1 protein-coding gene is annotated in these 304 nt (G+C 55.6%); it reads right to left on the bottom strand.

The window, feature by feature from the left end; translation table 11 throughout:
* Positions 1-43: 43 nt before the first annotated feature.
* Positions 44-304 (bottom strand): hypothetical protein (locus EZM41_RS00585; RefSeq protein WP_198468369.1); only part of this gene is annotated, 261 nt, incomplete at its 5' end.

Below are 304 nucleotides of genomic sequence, written 5' to 3'. Positions count from 1 at the left end.
CAAATCCAAAAGCGCCGCTCCTTTGACGCAACCTTAAAGGCGCTCAAGCATTCTCGCCCTCCACGGAGACGAGGGCACGTTTCATAAACTCGAGCCTCGCCTTGAGATAACATTGCTCGCGGAAGGCCGCTATCTCGGCCTCCAAGTTGGGGTTGGCCGAATCGCCCAAAAAGGCGTGAATGACGGGCACTATCACGTTCGGGTTCTTCTGTTGAGCCAGTATACCTACAGCACCACCGACGATGAGAAGTTGTGGCGCCCTCAATGGGGAGCAAATTGGGTTCATCGAGGATGGACGGCGAAC

The organism is Acetomicrobium sp. S15 = DSM 107314 (genome assembly GCF_016125955.1).
Lineage (GTDB): Bacteria > Synergistota > Synergistia > Synergistales > Thermosynergistaceae > Thermosynergistes > Thermosynergistes pyruvativorans.
Note: the sequence above shows the minus strand (reverse complement) of the source record. Positions and strands in the feature narration are given on the sequence as shown.